We start from the raw sequence: 16,266 nt of genomic DNA on the forward strand, positions 1-16,266 counted from the left end.
TTCAAGCCTTAATGCGTTACTTTATCGTGGCTAGCTGAGCCTCAGCATAAATAAACTGTCCCAAAGCATTAGCTTTCCGAGAAGGCTGAGCCAAGTGAGCCTTAAGATTGGCGTCTTTCAGCAAAGGTTGGAGTACCTCCCAGAAAAATTCGCCGCCACCGCCAGTCAGAACTACGTCCGTCACCCGTTCCGGCAACCACTGTACCAAACGTTCGGACAGTTCGTTAGCGAAAGCCTCCCGTAAATCCTTAATAATCGGATCTAAATTAGTCGGCTTAGTCGCTCCTCTAGGACGGTAGAAACGCTGCCCTTCGGGTTTATTTACCCCTTCCAATAAAGACAGGGATTGAGGGTCTGCCCCCGGAATTTTTGAGGCAACTTGTTCGTAGAATTTGTTCATGGCGAAGGAATCGCTCTTAGAAGCGGCTCGGGCGAACCGGAAACGATCGACCATTAACAAATCCGTAGTTTGGTGTCCGATATCGACCACAGCTACCGACAGTTCCGGCAACTCCGGCGTAAACTCCTTGTTGTCTTGAGCTTCGCACCAAATCAGGCTGCCGAATCCTTCCGGCATCACCCAAACGTGGCGAATGTCAATTTCCAAACGCTCGCCGCGGTATACGACAACGTGGGGAGAGCGCAGTTGGCTGATAATCTCTTCCTTTTCTTTCTCAAACTGATCCTGCGAATAAAAAGGCAAACCCAGCACTACTGCCATTTCGCCCTTCATCTGGAAATATCCAGCACAGGAAAAGACCTTAACCAAAGCATCTACTACTTTCGACTGGTCAGCCCCACCGAGATTAGCGCCAAAGTCAGCGGCCAGTTGGCCGATGGCGTACCCCTTGCCCTGGTGCTCCAGCCACATATCCAACAGAGGGTCTGTTGCTTTTGACTCAAAGCTGCCGCCCCGCACCTTTTCCACGGGCATAGTAGCCACGTTGGCAGGGATGAAAACAACACCATTTGGGTTGCGACTCACGCAAGCTTTAGTTGCTGTACGACCCAAATCAGCACTAATAATCGATTTGTGAGAAGCGATCTTAGTCTGCTGCGTCAGCATAGCCGAATTAGGAACAAGCTGTCTAGTTGTCATTGAAATGTGTTACCTCACTGAGCCTCACCATTATCATGCCTTATCCCTGGACACTGCCGCGCTTAAAGACAGTGGGTTTTGAGGCGCTTCTTCTAACTCTACCTAGATTGGTATTGAAATCAGCACCAAACATTATATTCGGGACGATCGCCGTTACCGTAACTAACCTAACTTTTTCTCGATCGCCACGATCGCCGACATCTTGCTCGATCGTGCATTGTTAAGTTAAATTTAGTTAAGATTCTGAGTGTAAACTTTTGTCACACTAATCCGAGACCGCCAGCTTCCCCGATCTATCCCCAATTCAAGGCACCCGCATTTATGAAAATTTCTTGGCAAACTATACTACTTTGGACTTTACCCGCCCTAGTCATCGGCTTTTTCCTGTGGCAGGGAGCCTTCGCCGCGTCCCCAGCAGAAATGAGCAAGAACACCGCCAGCACGCGCCTGAGCTACGGTAGATTCTTAGATTACTTAAACGCCGATCGAGTCACCAGTGTTGATTTATACGACGGAGGCCGCACTGCGATCATCCTAGCCGTCGATCCCGAACTGGACAATCACGAGCAGCGGTGGCGGGTAGACTTGCCGTCAAATGCTCCGGAACTCGTTTCTAGACTCAGAGACTCCAAAATTAGCTTCGACACTCACCCCCTCCGCAACGACGGCGCCATCTGGGGAGTGTTAGGCAATCTAGTATTTCCTCTCTTATTAGTAGGAGGGCTGTTCTTCCTGTTCCGCCGCGGCGGCAACGTGCCGGGGGGCCCAGGCCAAGCCATGAATTTTGGCAAATCCAAAGCACGCTTTCAAATGGAAGCTAAAACAGGCGTACTGTTCGACGACGTAGCAGGCGTAGAAGAAGCCAAAGAAGAACTTGCCGAAGTCGTGACTTTCCTCAAAAAACCCGAACGCTTCACCGCAGTCGGCGCCAAGATTCCCAAAGGCGTACTGCTAGTAGGCCCTCCCGGAACAGGCAAAACCATGCTGGCAAAAGCGATCGCAGGTGAAGCCGCCGTCCCTTTCTTCAGCATCTCCGGTTCGGAATTTGTGGAAATGTTTGTCGGTGTTGGCGCATCCCGCGTCCGCGACTTGTTCAAGAAAGCTAAAGAAAATGCTCCTTGTATAATTTTTATCGATGAAATCGATGCAGTGGGCCGCCAGCGCGGCGCCGGTATCGGTGGCGGTAACGATGAACGGGAACAAACCCTGAACCAGTTGCTGACCGAAATGGACGGTTTTGAGGGCAATACTGGCATCATCATCATTGCTGCTACGAACCGCCCTGACGTGCTCGACTCGGCGTTGCTACGTCCGGGACGTTTTGACCGCCAAGTTAGCGTTGATACACCGGATATCAAAGGCAGGTTGGAAATTTTAGAAGTTCACGCGCGCAACAAGAAGCTGTCTGAGGAGATTTCTTTGGATGCGATCGCCCGCCGCACTCCTGGCTTTACCGGTGCTGATTTGGCTAACTTGCTCAACGAAGCTGCTATTTTGACAGCAAGACGCCGCAAAGATGCGATTACGATGCTGGAAATTGACGATGCAGTCGATCGCGTCGTCGCAGGTATGGAAGGCACACCGTTGGTAGACAGCAAGAGCAAACGCTTGATTGCATACCACGAAATCGGCCACGCGATCGTCGGTACAGTCATTCAAGCCCACGATCCCGTACAAAAAGTTACCTTAGTTCCTCGCGGACAAGCCCGCGGTTTAACCTGGTTCATGCCCAGCGAAGACCAAGGTTTGATTTCAAGATCCCAAATCCTAGCCCGGATTAGCGGTGCTTTGGGCGGCCGCGCAGCCGAAGAAGTAGTTTTCGGCGACGCTGAAGTTACCACTGGTGCCGGCAACGACTTGCAGCAAGTCAGCGGTATGGCCCGCCAAATGGTTACTCGCTACGGGATGTCTACCTTGGGCCCGATCGCCCTAGAAGCTCAACAAAGCGAGATTTTCCTCGGCCGGGACTACACGGCGCGATCGGAATATTCCGAAGAAATTGCCTCTCGGATTGACGGACAAGTGCGGGAAATTGTCGATCGTTGTTACGACGAAGCCCGCCGAATTATTCGCGACAATCGTACCGTAGTCGATCGGCTAGTCGATTTGTTAATCGAAAAAGAAACTATCGACGGCGAAGAGTTGCGCCTAATCGTCTCTGAATACACTTTTGTTCCTGAAAAAGAACAATACGTTCCTCAGCTTTAAAAACTCAGGGCGAATAGAATTCGCACGCCAAACAAACAAAGTCCGCCGAGTTAATTGAAGAAATTCAACCCGCTCCCGGCGGGTTTTGTCTGTGTAGAAGCGGTTTCAACCGCCGAGTTAATTGAAGAAATTCAACCCGCGCAGGCGGGTTTTGTCTGTGTAGAAGCGGTTTCAACCGCCGAGTTAATTGAAGAAATTCAACCCGCTCCCGTCGGGTTTTGTCTGTGTAGAAGCGGTTTCAACCGCCGAGTTAATTGAAGAAATTCAACCCGCTCCCGTCGGGTTTTGTCTGTGTAGAAGCGGTTTCAACCGCCGAGTTAATTGAAGAAATTCAACCCGCTCCCGTCGGGTTTTGTCTGTGTAGAAGCGGTTTCAACCGCCGAGTTAATTGAAGAAATTCAACCCGCTCCCGTCGGGTTTTGTCTGTGTAGAAGCGGTTTCAACCGCCGAGTTAATTGAAGAAATTCAACCCGCTCCCGTCGGGTTTTGTCTGTGTAGAAGCGGTTTCAACCGCCGAGTTAATTGAAGAAATTCAACCCGCTCCCGTCGGGTTTTGTCTGTGTAGAAGCGGTTTCAACCGCCGAGTTAATTGAAGAAATTCAACCCGCTCCCGTCGGGTTTTGTCTGTGTAGAAGCGGTTTCAACCGAGTTAATTGAAGAAATTCAACCCGCGCAGGCGGGTTTTGTCTGTGTAGAAGCGGTTTCAACCGCCGAGTTAATTGAAGAAATTCAACCCGCTCCCGTCGGGTTTTGTCTGTGTAGAAGCGGTTTCAACCGCCGAGTTAATTTTTGATAGAATAACCAAAGATGAACGCAAATTAACGCAGATGAAAACTAGATTTTACAAGCATACAACTAAGAACTTGTCAATAGTTTTAATAGCGACTTTAATTTTTATTCCCCTCAATACTTTGAGCGCCCGCGCCGAAAAATTAAGATGTTTTGTAGATATTTGCATTGACCCCAGCAGCGTAAAATTAAGTAAATCAAATTTTCCCGGTGCTCCCTCTTATGCTGTGAGAACTGTTTTAGGAACTCAGCAGTTTAGTAACGAAAAAATGCAGGCGCAGATGGAAGTTGATTGTCGGCTGCGACAGTTTAGAACTGTCCGAGTTAGCCAAGATGGTGAAAATTGGTCAAAGTTCGATCCCAGGTGGACTTTAGTCGATCGCAACTCATCTTTGTCACGGATGGTTGACTATAGTTGTAAATTGGCGATCGAATAAGTCTAATATCATGTCCGGTCGATTACTATAACAAAAAAACTGTTCGTAGTGCGGACTTCAGTCCGCAATATGCTGCGGACTGAAGTCCGCACTACGAACGAACGGATATTATCGCGGTCAACCGACCGGACACGATATAAAATGTCGATCGAGATAGAAGACTCAGTTTTGCAAAAAGCATTTGTTGTTGTAGTGCTGTCCCCGCTCGCGAGCGGGGACAGCACTATAAATGCTTGCACGCTTTGCTCCCTCTCGATACTTAGGCCGCAATCCAAGATCCCAAATCTAAAATCTAAAATCGAATGACCAACCCCAGCGAATACCGGCAAAGACGCGAACAGTTAATGGCAAAAATTGGCAGCGGGACAGCAATATTTCGCAGCGCGCCCGCAGCCGTCATGCACAACGATGTTGAATACGCCTACCGACAAGATAGCGATTTTTTCTATTTAACCGGTTTCAACGAAGCTGCGGCGGTAGCAGTTTTGGCCCCGCACCACGAAGAACACAAATTTGTTTTGTTTGTTCAGCCAAAAGACTTGGAAAAAGAAACTTGGCACGGTTATCGCGCTGGAGTTGAAGGCGCTAAGGAGTTGTACGGCGCCGATGAAGCGTTTCCCATCGCCGAACTTGCCGAAAAACTACCCAAATATTTAGAAAAAGCCGATCGCATATATTATCACTTCGGGCGCGATCGCAATTTCGACCAAACAGTCCTCAAGCACTGGCAAAGCTTGATGGCAACCTACCCGAAACGCGGTACAGGCCCCACTGCGATCGAAGATTCCAACATCATATTACACCCGATGCGGCTGGTAAAAAGCGAAACAGAATTAGCCTTAATGCGAAAAGCCGCTAATATCTCCGTTACCGCCCACAACCGCGCCCGAGAATTTGCCAAACCAGGCAGGTACGAATACGAAATTCAAGCAGAAATCGAACATATTTTCGGCAGGAACGGCGCCACTCCCGCCTACCCTTCAATTGTTGCATCCGGTTACAATTCCTGCGTCCTCCACTACATCGAAAACAACCGCCAAATGCAGGAAAACGATTTGCTGTTAATAGATGCCGGTTGTGCTTGCGGCTACTACAATGCCGACATTACTCGCACCTTTCCCGTCAGCGGCAAATTCACCACCGAACAACAGACTATTTACGACTTAGTTTTGCAAGCACAAACCCAGGCAATTAGTCAAGTATATCCCGGAAATCCTTACAGCAAAATTCACGAAACCGCAGTGCGCGTTTTGGTGGAAGGTTTAATGGATTTAAAACTTTTGGTCGGCGACATTGAAGAGATAATTAAAGAAGAGAAATACAAGCCGTTTTATATGCACCGCACTGGTCACTGGCTGGGATTGGACGTGCACGATGTCGGTGTTTATCAGTACGGCGAAAATCCGCAACTTTTGCAAGCAGGACAAGTTCTGACGGTCGAACCGGGGATTTATATTTCTCCTTATATTAAACCCGTTGAAGGACAGCCGGAGGTTCCTGAAAAATGGCGCGGTATAGGTGTGAGAATTGAAGATGATGTTTTGGTGACAATTGACAGTCATGAAGTTTTGACCGCCGGAGCTCCTAAATGAAGGCAGCTATGTTTCAACAGTTGACAGTTGACAGTTGACAGTTGACAGTTGACCGCTTGAGGGCAACCTCTACCTGGAAGTCCGAGGATGGGAGTAATGAATCGTCTTCTTTTAATTTCTACGCCAAACCCAGAGGCTTTCAACCAATTATTTCTGGTAACAAGGCAGAAGTTAATAAATCTTTTGTCTGGCGGCAGTCAATTTTACAAACAGTTTGTAGTGGGGACTTGAGTCCGCTCTTAAGCTGCGGACTCAAGTCCGCACTACGAACCGTTTTGCTTGTGGTAATCGACCGGACATGATATTTTTTAAATAAAATAGCCTTTTCTGGGTAAAACTTAATATATTTGTAAATTTTGTGTGAAATCGTGCTAGTTTGCAGTCAAGACTGGAGCCTTCTAATGTTAGGCTAGACACAACTCTAGTCCGCAACTGCCAATTAATAACTTACTATGTGTAGTGAGCCCACAGAGATCGATCGCGCCCTCACAACCTGCGAAGCGCTAGTAGCAGAGCAAAAAGCAAAAATTCGGCAACTCGAAGAAAATTTGCAGGAAGAAATAGAATTGCGGCGCAAATTAGAAGCACAACTGAAAAGAGATATCGTTGAGTTAACTCAAACAGAAGATTCTTTGCGACAAAATCAAGAATTTATGCAAAGGGTAGCTGATACTACCCCCGGTGTTTTATACATTTACGACCTCATAGAAAACCGCAATCTCTATGGAAATCGCTACATCGGCGAGTTTTATGGTCGCACGGCGGCACAAGTTCAGGAAATGGGAAACGATGCCTTTTCTTTGCTAGTTTATGCTGAAGATATAGAGAAACTTATAGTTCACGTCGAAACAGAAATAGCCCTAGCTAAAGATGGAGAAATTCTGGAAACAGAGTACCGAATTGTCCAACCTAGCGGCGAATTGCGGTGGTTTCACGATCGGCACGCAATTTTTTCTCGCACTCCTGACGGCAGGCCAAAACAAATAGTCGGAGTTGCCCAAGATATCACCGAGCGAATTGAGGCAGAAGCCGCTCTCCGAGAAAATCAAAAGTTTATTCACAGTATAACCGAAGCACTTCCAGGTCTTGCTTACATTTACGATATTACTGAAAATCGAAATATTTATACCAACAACCAAGTTAACCAAATTCTCGGCTATTCCTCCGAACAAGTTCAACAGTTAGGAGACGCACTTTTTGCCACAATTATGCACCCCGATGATTTGCTGAAAATCCCGGAAATCCAAGCAAAAATATCAACACTTAAGGACGGCGAAATATTTGAGTGCGAGTACAGGCTGAGAAATGCTCGGGGTGAATGGCGCTGGTTTATGGGCAGAGATATTGTTTTCTTGAGAAACTCTGACGGTTCGCCGAAACAAACTCTCGGTATTGTTATAGATATTACTGAACACAAGCGAGTCGCCCTAGATCGAATTGAGTTAATCGCATCTCTTGAAAAAAGCCAGGAAATGTACCGAACTCTCATCAAGCATTATCCGAATGGATCGGTATTTTTGTTCGATCCCGATCTGCGCTATATTTTGGTTGACGGTCAAGGTTTGGCAGTAGTTGGTTTGTCCAAAGAACTGGTGGAAGGCAAAACCTTGTCGGAAATATCGCCGCCAGAAGATTTGGAATTTTTTGAGACCAAATATCGCGCAGCTTTAGCAGGAGAAGAGAATAATTTTGAATATAAATATCGCGATCGATTTTATTCAACAACAGTTTCTCCAGTCAAAAACGACCAGGCAGAAATTTTTGCAGGCATGGTAGTTACTCAAGATATTACAGAAAACAAACAGTCAGAATTCGTGCTGCAACGCCTGAAAAATGAGCTAGAAATAAAATATCACAAGCGTACTGAAGATTTAAGAATAGCTAACCAACACTTGCGGGAAGAAATTATCAATCGCTGGCGTACCGAAGAATTTTTGCGGGAAAGCCAGCAACAGCTAGAATTGTTTTTTTCGCAATCTTTAGATGGTTTTTTCTTTGTGATGCTGGACGAACCCGTGTACTGGCGCGATACCTCTGACAAAGAAAAAGTTTTGGATTACGTATTTTCTAACGGGCGGGTAACGAAGGCAAATGATGCTTTGATCGCTCAATACGGAGCTACTAGGGAAGAGTTTATTGGCGTGACGCTTAACTCTTTCTTGTTCCACAACTTGGCTGGTGACAGAGAAATTATCAGGCAATTTTTTGATGCTGGCAGAATTCACATCGAAACTGACAATCGCAAGTTTGATGGTGAGCTAATGTGGGTCGAAGGCGATTATATTTGCATTGACGATTCCCAGGGCAGAATTGTCGGGTATTTTGGCGTGCAGCGCGATATTAGCGATCGCAAAAAAGCAGAAGCTGCCCTTAGAGATAGTGAAGAACGTTTTCGCGCAACCGTCGAACAAGCAGCAGTCGGCATTACTCACTGCGATAAAAATGGCCGCTATTTGCGAGTCAACCAAAAGTTCTGTAATATTTTGGGATATACTGCGGAAGAGTTGCTGTGCGGAACTTGGATGGATGTCAGTTACTGTGAAGATCTAGATCCAGACTTAGCAAAAAATCACAGATTGTTTGCCAGGGAAATTGACTGTTTCAACATGGAAAAACGCTTGGTGCGTCGAGACGCTTCTTTAATTTGGGTAAATATCACTGTTTCGCTCGTGCAAGAACCGTTGAGCGGAGCAATTTATAATGTAGCAGTCATAGAAGATATTAGCGATCGCAAACAAGCTGAAGCAGCACTGAAGGAAAGCGAAGAAAGGTTCCGACAGCTAGCAGAAAATATTGAAAGCGTGTTTTGGATGGTAGGCGTTCAGCCCCAAGAATTTATTTATGTCAGTCCGGGTTACGAAAAAATTTGGGGGAGAAGCAGTGCTGATTTGTATGCTTCCGGGCGCTTTTTTGCAGAGTCACTGCATCCAGAAGATCGCGCTCGGGTGATTGCTACATTCACTAAACAAGTTCTAGCTGAAGACGAGATTGAATATCGCATTGTCAGGCCGGACGGCGAAATTCGCTGGATTCGCGATCGGGCTTTTCCGATTAGAAATCAAGGTGGTGAAATTTACCGCATTGTTGGGATTGCAGAAGATATTAGCGATCGCAAACAGGCAGAAAAAGCGATCCGTGAAAGTGAAGAACGCTTCCGCCAGCTTGCCGAAAATATCCAAGATTCCTTCTGGCTAGTTGCTGCTGACTTTACCGATTTATTGTATCTGAGCCCAGCTTACGAGCAAATCTGGGGGCGCAGCCGCGAAGAATTGTATGCCGAGCCGATAAAATGGATGGAGTGGGTGCATCCAGAGGATATACATTTGCTACAAGAGGGAATTCCGCGAGTGTTGCAGGGCGAGTCCACCAGTATCGAATATCGGATTTTGTTGCCAGACGGCACAATTCGCTGGGTGTGCGATCGAGCTTTTCCCATTTATGACGAAGCGGGCAAAATTTATCGGCTGGCGGGTATTTGCGAAGATATTAGCGATCGCAAATTGACCGAGGCCCGCATCCAAGCGGCACTCCGCGAAAAAGAAGTATTGCTCAAAGAAATTCACCACCGAGTCAAAAATAATATGCAGGTAGTTTCCAGCCTGCTGCAACTTCAAGCTCAATACATTGAAGACGAACCGACGCTTGCTTTATTTGAAGAAAGCCAAACCCGCATCCATTCAATGGCTCTGATTCACGAGCAACTTTATCAATCGGAAAATATCGATCGAATCCACCTCCCCCCTTACGTTGAAAACTTGATTGCTAATTTGTATCAATCTTTTGGTTGTGGTAAAAATTCTATCAAATTCAATCTCAATGTCGATCCCATACATTTAAATATAGAAACAGCAATTCCTTGCGGTTTAATTATCAATGAACTGGTTTCAAACTCCTTAAAGTATGCTTTCAATCAAAGTTCATCGGGAGAAATTACTATTAATTTTAATGGAAGTAAATTTCCTGAATTTCATTTAAGTATTCAAGACAACGGCAGCGGATTTCCGGCGGACTTTGATGTGGAAAGTAGCGAAACATTAGGATTGCGATTAGTGCGGATGTTAACTCAGCAATTAGAAGGAAATCTGGTTATTGACACTGAGTGCGGAACTTGTTACCATATTACTTTCCTTGAGTTAAATTATCGGCGTCGCATTTAATAAAAAAAGATGAATCCTATAAAAATTTTGGTAGTAGAAGACGAAATAATTGTCGCCCAGGACATAGCAGGCAGATTAAAAAAGCTGGGTTATGCAGTAACAGCTATTGTTGCTTCAGGAGAAGAAGCTCTAGAAAAAGTAGACGAAAGTCCGCCAGATTTAGTGCTGATGGATATCGTGCTTAAAGGTGAGATGGACGGCGTGACAGCCGCCGAAAAAATCAGAAATAAGATAGATATACCGACAGTATTTTTAACAGCTTATGCCGACGATAAAACGATGCAGAGAGCGAAAATTACAGACCCATTCGGTTACATTATCAAACCATTTCAACAAAATGATTTGCGGGTGGCGATCGAGATTGCCCTCCACAGGCACGAAATCGAAACCAAAATGCGAGCAGCTCTCAAAGCTTCGGAAGCAGCCAGAGAGTCGGTGGAAGAAAAAGCGCACCGCCAAAACCAGTATATATCAATGGCTGCCCACGAATTGCGCAACCCGCTGAACACGATTTTAATCTCTGCCGAGCTCCTAGAGCTCGATCGCACTCGCAGCAGTGACGAATCTCAAGTCAAAACCCTGCGCCTAGTGCACTCAGCTACCCAAAAGATGAACCAGCTAATCGAGGATATGCTGTTCATGGGCCGAGCAGAAGCAGGGAGACTCAAATGCAATCCATTACCGATAAATTTACTCGAATTTTGTCAAGATTTGCTGGATCAATTGCAGCTAGGAAATGAAGCCAAACACAAACTAAGATTCAGCCCGTCTGCCGTTACCAGCGCGATGTTAGATCAACAATTGCTGCACGGCATTATTTCTAACTTAATCGTCAACGCCATAAAATATTCTCCCGACGGCGGGCAAATAACCTTAGAATTGGAATGCCGTCAACCAGGCGAGGGAGACAAAGAAGCTATTTTCTGCTTGTCTACTCAGTCTTTGTTTGCCAATTCCCCATTTAAAAATATTAACTCTCCTTTACTAATTATTCGCATCCGAGACGAAGGTATGGGCATCCCAGAAACCGAAGTAGGGAAAATATTTGAAATGTTTTACCGTTGCAAGAATAGTGGAAAGATTAAAGGTAACGGTTTGGGATTGACGATTGTTAAAAAAGCTGTGGATTTGCAAGGAGGTGCGATCGCCTGCGAAAGCAAAATCGGGGTTGGTACTACCTTTACAGTCGCCCTTCCTTACGTAGCTCTTTCCTGCAAAATGCCCTAGACTTATAGCCTTTCTCAAAAAGATGAGGTAAATAAGGCATAGGGCATAGGACATAGGGCATAGGGCATAGGGCATAGGGCATACCTCACTTTTTCGATAACCGCTATATTTCATGAATCTTAGATTGAATTCATACAAATTATAGAGTGCGTTAGAGGGCTGAAGGTTTTGGCTGCGGGTTGCTCATTCCATCCCCGCTGACGCACCTGACGCTTAGCTTTCTACTGTCAACTGTCTACTGTCAACTGTCAATCGTAATCCACCGGAGATGATATTAATCATCATATTAATCATCAAAATGTTGCAAAATCCACTCAACCCCCGCAGCTAAATTTGCAGCAATAAAATCAGGTTTAGTATGGTGCTGATACTCCCCACTCAACACGCTTTCCCCGTAACCAGTCTGCACCAAAATACCCGTACAACCGGCATTGTGAGCCATATCAACATCCGTCGCTTTATCCCCCACCATAAAACTATTCGCCAAATCCAAATCGTGTTCCCAAGCCGCCGCTACCAACATCCCCGTATTCGGTTTTCGCCAAGTCGTATACCGGGTAAATTCTGGATTTGTTCCGCCTTCCGCTGCGCTCAAATAAGGACAATAATAAAGAGCATCTAACCGGGCTCCCGCTGCGGTTTCTAATAACAAACACAGGCGTTTGTGCAAAGCTTCAACGTGGGCCACAGGATAATAACCCCTCGCCGGCCCCGATTGATTGGAAACCAAACAGCAAAATATTTGTCGGTCATTTAAACGACGTACAGCTTCAGCTATGCCGGGAATTAAATGCAAATCTTCTAGTTTGTGAATGTAGCCAGCTTCGATATTGAGAACGCCATCGCGGTCGAGAAATACTGCTCGTTTCATAGAATTGCGATCGGATTGTAGATACTGTCTGGAACTGTCAAGGAGTAGCGCTCAAATAATTGGGGATGAAGGCTTTTTGGATTTTTAAAACCCCAAACCCGTGCGACTCCAATTATACTCTAGCTACCCTGAAAAATCAAGACAGTATCTACAGATATTGCAATTAATTTATCCGCCCCATCACTACTTTTTGTACCAAGCTTGGCGCCACTGTTTCATTTCTTCAATCTCTTGCTTTTGCGAAGTCAGAATCTCTTGAGATAATTTCTTCATTTCCGGCCGTTTCGACTTCTGCAACGCATCTTGGGCCATCACTAAAGCTCCTTCGTGATGGGGAATCATCGCATTCAGAAATCGGAGGTCAAATTCAGCATCAGCCGCTCCTAAATCCATGCTCATCATCATGGCTTGCATTTGTTCGGGAGTCATTGGCATCATATGATTCATTTGAGCGTGATAAGCCATTGGCGTACTGTCGGCTTTGGCATACCAAGTTTTTCGCCACTCTTTCATTTGATTGATTTCGCGGTTTTGAGCGGCAATAATGTTATTAGCTAGTTTTTTCATTTCCGGGCGCTTCGACTTGTTGAGCACCTCTTTCGCCATGTTTACAGCACCTTGATGGTGTACTGTCATGCCATCAATAAATCGCAAATCGTAGTCGGCATCAGCCGGGCCTAAATCCATTGACATATTGTGATTCATGCCATGATTCATACCACCCATGCCGCCACTTTGTGCCGCGTCTTGCTTGTTGTTCGCTTGGGTTGTTGCGGTAACATTTGGGGCTTGAGTTGGGCTGGTAGGAGATTTTGAACAAGCTGCTAGAATTCCGCTGGTTGCGGTGGCTGTGGCGGTCAAGATTAGCACTGCCAAGCCTGTTTTTAATGAAATTGGTTTCATAGATTTTATATCCTTAAAACTGCCACGTTTATTCAGTCTCTCACATATAAATGAAATTAGCATGAAATTCTTGAGTCTAAGTTGTAAAAAAATCTTGCCGTGCCATCAATTAGATAAAGCATGAGTTTCAGTAAAACTTAATAATTAATTTGGGATTTACCCTTGACTCTCCTGCTAGCTGGAGACTTTATAATGGAGTTAATTCATCTATGAAGCAGAGTAGTTTCTGCTGAGGTTGCAATTATGACTTTAGAGCTAAAAGTCCCCAAAATGGCTTGTTCGGCTTGTGTGAATACAATCACAAAAGCAGTCCAAGCTATTGACTCAGCCGCTGCTGTTGAGGCGGATCTCAAGACAAAAATGGTCGCGATTCAAACGGCTAAGCCGGAAAGTGATGTTAGAAAAGCGATCGCATCTGCTGGCTATCCAGCAAGTTGATTTTAGATTTTAGATTTTAGATTTATATCATGTCCGCAGAGAACGACCATGATAAGATTTGTTTGTAGTGAGGACTTCAGTCCTCTGAATTATGAGGACTGAAGTCCTCACTACAAACCGTTTTTATTATGGTAATTTACAGGACATAATATTACTCCACAGATGAATCTAGGAGATTGGACAATAGTCAAATTCTTTTGACTGTCCACGACAGAATTCCGGGGCTTGTATCCTTTTTTTTTCTGGCCATTTGAAGCCGGGAAGTAATTGTCTAATTTAGGAGGGCATTTATGGACAATCTCACACTTAAATTGCGGGGCATGAGTTGTGCTGCTTGTGCTTCCTCTATCGAACAAGCAATTAAATCTGTCCCCGGCGTAATTGGGTGCAGCGTCAATTTTGGGATGGAACAAGCAACCATCCAATATGACTCGAAGGAAACCAACTTAACAATTATTCAAGAAGCTGTTGATGCGGCGGGATACGAAGCTTTACCGCTGCAAGAAATGGCAGAGGATGATGCAGAAAAAGCCGATCGCAAATCCGCATCTCAAAACTTGCAGCGAAAACTCTGGATCGCAGGCAGCATCAGCATTATACTGGTTTTGGGTGGCATTCCAACCATGACAGGCTGGCACCTGCCATTCATTCCCGCATGGCTGCACAATTTTTGGCTGCAATTAGTGCTGACATCACCAGTACAGTTTTGGTGCGGTAAATCGTTTTATGTGGGGGCTTGGAAATCGTTAAAACGGCGCGTCGCCACAATGGATACCCTGATTGCTTTGGGGACAAGTGCTGCTTACTTTTATTCGGTATTTGTGACATTTTTGCCCGGTTTATTTACCGCCCAAGGTTTGACTCCTAGCGTTTATTACGAAGTTGCGGCCAGCGTGATCGCGTTAATTTTGTTGGGGAAAAACCTCGAAAATAGAGCGAAGGGAGAGACTTCGGAAGCAATTCGCAAACTCATGGGTTTGCAAGCAAAAACTGCTCGAATTATTCGCAAGGGGGAAGAGTTAGAAGTACCCATCGCCGAAGTGGCAATTGGCGACATTGTGCAGGTGCGTCCGGGCGAGCAAATCCCCGTAGATGGAGAGGTAATTGAAGGTGCTTCGACGGTAGATGAAGCAATGGTTACGGGGGAAAGTTTGCCTGTCAAAAAGCAACTTGGCGATGAAGTTATTGGAGCGACAATTAACAAAACAGGCAGCTTTCGGTTTCGCGCTACCAGAGTTGGCAAAGATACATTTTTAGCTCAAATTGTTAAGATGGTGCAGGATGCCCAAGCTTCAAAAGCACCGATTCAAAAGTTAGCAGACCAAGTAACTGGTTGGTTTGTTCCTGTAGTAATTGCCATCGCTTTAGCTACTTTTATTATTTGGTTTAACGCGATGGGTAACTTCACTTTGGCGACGGTGACAATGGTGGAAGTGTTGATTATTGCCTGTCCCTGCGCTTTGGGTTTGGCGACTCCCACTGCTGTGATGGTTGGCACGGGTAAAGGTGCAGAAAATGGGATTTTAATTAAAGGAGCCGATAGTTTAGAATTGGCTCACAAAATTCAAATTATCGTGTTAGATAAAACTGGAACGCTTACGGAAGGGAAGCCGACTGTTACTGATTTTGTGACAATTAAAGGAACCGCCCAGAGCAATGAGTTAAAGTTGCTGCAATTGGCGGCGTCTGTAGAGCGAAATTCGGAGCATCCTGTAGGGGAAGCTGTGGTTAGATACGCTCAATCTCAAGAGGTGAAGCTGACAGATATTCAGGATTTTGAGGCTGTGGCGGGGAGCGGCGTGCGAGGGGTTTCGGGGGGAAAGTCGATCGCCCTGGGAAGCTTCAGGTGGATGCAGGAACTAGGCTGCGATACTGAATATCTGGAGCTGCGCGCGCGAGCTTTTGAAGCTGCGAGCAAAACGGTGGTTTGGATGGCTGTAGAGGGCAAAATTGAGGCAATTATGGCCATTGCCGATGCTCTGAAACCGTCGTCGGCGCGGGCGGTAAAAGCGCTGCAAAAACTCGGTTTAGAGGTGGCGATGCTGACTGGGGATAACCGCGCGACTGCGGAGTCGATCGCCCAATCGGTAGGAATTACTCGGATTTTTGCCGAAGTTAGACCCCACCAAAAAGCTGCTCAAATCCAAGCGCTGCAAGGAGAAGGCAAAATTGTGGCGATGGTGGGAGACGGGATTAACGATGCTCCTGCTTTGGCCGCTTCGGATGTGGGAATTGCGATCGGTACCGGCACTGATGTGGCGATCGCAGCCAGCGACATTACCTTAATTTCCGGCGATTTGCAAGGCATAGTTACAGCAATTCAACTTTCCCGCGCCACCATGCGGAACATCCGCGAAAATCTGTTTTTTGCCTTTATTTACAACATCGCAGGCATCCCGATCGCAGCGGGCATTTTATACCCGATTTTTGGCTGGTTGCTCAATCCGATTATCGCTGGTGCAGCAATGGCTTTTAGTTCGCTTTCGGTAGTGACTAATGCTTTGCGGTTGCGGAATTTTAAAGTCAAAGTTATTGCATAATTTAG

The 16,266-nt window shown here is 46.0% G+C and carries 12 protein-coding genes; 9 read left to right on the top strand and 3 right to left on the bottom strand.

All coding sequences use genetic code 11. The features are described from left to right. Window positions 1-16 precede the first annotated feature (16 nt). A complete protein-coding gene (locus QZW82_RS26415; RefSeq protein ID WP_293155295.1) occupies window positions 17-1,099 on the bottom strand; it encodes a ParM/StbA family protein in 1,083 nt (360 codons plus the stop codon). Between the two features lie 321 nt (window positions 1,100-1,420). Between QZW82_RS26415 and ftsH2 the strand changes: the two genes are divergently transcribed. The 7 genes from ftsH2 to QZW82_RS26450 all read left to right on the top strand — a co-directional run bounded on the left by ftsH2 (window position 1,421) and on the right by QZW82_RS26450 (window position 11,509). After that, window positions 1,421-3,307 (top strand): ATP-dependent zinc metalloprotease FtsH2, encoded by a 1,887-nt coding sequence (ftsH2, locus tag QZW82_RS26420; RefSeq protein ID WP_293155298.1) that lies wholly within the window; start codon window positions 1,421-1,423, stop codon window positions 3,305-3,307. A 54-nt stretch (window positions 3,308-3,361) separates the two neighbouring features. Continuing rightward, window positions 3,362-3,565, top strand: coding sequence for a hypothetical protein (locus tag QZW82_RS26425; RefSeq protein ID WP_293155301.1), 204 nt, complete (start codon window positions 3,362-3,364; stop codon window positions 3,563-3,565). 331 nt (window positions 3,566-3,896) lie between these two features. Then, window positions 3,897-4,100 carry a hypothetical protein gene (locus QZW82_RS26430; protein ID WP_293155304.1) on the top strand — a complete coding sequence of 68 codons (204 nt, stop codon included), beginning with the start codon at window positions 3,897-3,899 and terminating at the stop codon, window positions 4,098-4,100. 34 nt (window positions 4,101-4,134) lie between these two features. Then, window positions 4,135-4,533, top strand: coding sequence for a hypothetical protein (locus QZW82_RS26435; RefSeq protein ID WP_293155307.1), 399 nt, complete (start codon window positions 4,135-4,137; stop codon window positions 4,531-4,533). 302 nt (window positions 4,534-4,835) lie between these two features. Further along, on the top strand, window positions 4,836-6,125 hold the full coding sequence (locus tag QZW82_RS26440; protein WP_293155310.1) for an aminopeptidase P N-terminal domain-containing protein: 1,290 nt from the start codon (window positions 4,836-4,838) through the stop codon (window positions 6,123-6,125). 452 nt (window positions 6,126-6,577) lie between these two features. Beyond that, on the top strand, window positions 6,578-10,282 hold the full coding sequence (locus tag QZW82_RS26445) for a PAS domain S-box protein (protein WP_293155313.1): 3,705 nt from the start codon (window positions 6,578-6,580) through the stop codon (window positions 10,280-10,282). A 9-nt stretch (window positions 10,283-10,291) separates the two neighbouring features. Continuing rightward, on the top strand, window positions 10,292-11,509 hold the full coding sequence (locus QZW82_RS26450) for an ATP-binding protein (RefSeq protein WP_293155316.1): 1,218 nt from the start codon (window positions 10,292-10,294) through the stop codon (window positions 11,507-11,509). Between the two features lie 286 nt (window positions 11,510-11,795). On the opposite strand, the gene QZW82_RS26455 is transcribed toward QZW82_RS26450, so the two are convergent. Together QZW82_RS26455 and QZW82_RS26460 are read right to left on the bottom strand one after the other, a co-directional pair. Beyond that, complete coding sequence (locus QZW82_RS26455; protein ID WP_293155319.1) at window positions 11,796-12,380, bottom strand: HAD family hydrolase; 585 nt, start codon at window positions 12,378-12,380, stop codon at window positions 11,796-11,798. Window positions 12,381-12,563: 183 nt separating this feature from the next. Beyond that, window positions 12,564-13,283: a DUF305 domain-containing protein gene (locus tag QZW82_RS26460; RefSeq protein ID WP_293155322.1), complete on the bottom strand. Its 720-nt coding sequence runs from the start codon at window positions 13,281-13,283 to the stop codon at window positions 12,564-12,566. Between the two features lie 243 nt (window positions 13,284-13,526). Here QZW82_RS26460 and QZW82_RS26465 point away from each other — a divergent pair, with 243 nt between their 5' ends. Further along, window positions 13,527-13,721: a heavy-metal-associated domain-containing protein gene (locus QZW82_RS26465; RefSeq protein WP_293155325.1), complete on the top strand. Its 195-nt coding sequence runs from the start codon at window positions 13,527-13,529 to the stop codon at window positions 13,719-13,721. A gap of 290 nt (window positions 13,722-14,011) precedes the next feature. Beyond that, a complete protein-coding gene (locus QZW82_RS26470) occupies window positions 14,012-16,261 on the top strand; it encodes a heavy metal translocating P-type ATPase (protein ID WP_293155328.1) in 2,250 nt (749 codons plus the stop codon). Window positions 16,262-16,266 lie beyond the last annotated feature (5 nt).

Source organism: Microcoleus sp. bin48.metabat.b7b8b9.023 (assembly GCF_013299185.1).
Taxonomy (GTDB): domain Bacteria; phylum Cyanobacteriota; class Cyanobacteriia; order Cyanobacteriales; family Microcoleaceae; genus Microcoleus.